This window comes from Erwinia sp. MYb416, assembly GCF_037479575.1.
Classification (GTDB): domain Bacteria; phylum Pseudomonadota; class Gammaproteobacteria; order Enterobacterales; family Enterobacteriaceae; genus Erwinia; species Erwinia rhapontici.
Genome location: NZ_JBBGYT010000137.1, coordinates 1 through 404, shown reverse-complemented (window position 1 = coordinate 404; position 404 = coordinate 1). Strand labels below are relative to the sequence as shown.

At 56.4% G+C, this 404-nt stretch carries 1 protein-coding gene; it reads left to right on the top strand.

Annotation, left to right across the window (positions count from 1 at the left end):
- Positions 1-404 (top strand): ABC transporter permease subunit (locus tag WH277_RS01290; protein ID WP_339503918.1); only part of this gene is annotated, 404 nt, incomplete at both ends.

The window sequence follows — 404 nt, the reverse complement described above, 5'->3', positions numbered from 1 at the left end:
GGTTCGCCCTGATTGATGCCTGGATCACCGATTCGCCATGGCGTCATGAAATGATTATTAGCGCCCTGAAACATATGGTGTTGCCAGTAACGGCGCTGGCCGTTGCCCCCACCACAGAAGTGATTCGTCTGCTGCGTATCAGCACCCGTGAAGTCATGGAGCAGAACTATGTGAAAGCGGCGGCCACACGCGGATTGTCACTGTTTACCATTATTCGCCGTCACGTCCTGCACAACGCCCTGCCACCCGTGATCCCGCGCCTGGGTCTGCAATTTTCGACCATGCTGACGCTGGCGATGATCACTGAAGTGGTATTCAGCTGGCCTGGACTGGGGCGCTGGCTGATTAATGCCATTCGCCAACAGGACTATGCCGCTATTTCCGCAGGCGTGATGGTAGTGGGC